1 tRNA gene is annotated in these 203 nt (G+C 42.4%); it reads right to left on the bottom strand.

The features are described from left to right. Positions 1–102: 102 nt before the first annotated feature. Positions 103–178: transfer RNA gene (locus tag ACLS0A_RS11130), tRNA-Glu, on the bottom strand. Positions 179–203: the final 25 nt, after the last annotated feature.

The raw sequence follows: 203 nt of genomic DNA, 5'->3' as shown, positions 1-203 counted from the left end.
TTATATCACTATTACCACTCCCTCATCAGCTTGAAAGTCTCTTCAGTTTTCAGCTTGTTTTTACATTGTTAAAGAGCAAATCGCTAAAAAATTAGCTTTAAATGGCGTCCCCTAGGGGATTCGAACCCCTGTTACCGCCGTGAAAGGGCGATGTCCTAGGCCTCTAGACGAAGGGGACTACATATAAAGGTAATCTCTATACG

It is taken from the genome of Avibacterium volantium (genome assembly GCF_049366555.1).
Classification (GTDB): Bacteria; Pseudomonadota; Gammaproteobacteria; order Enterobacterales; family Pasteurellaceae; genus Avibacterium; species Avibacterium volantium_A.
Note: the sequence above shows the minus strand (reverse complement) of the source record. Positions and strands in the feature narration are given on the sequence as shown.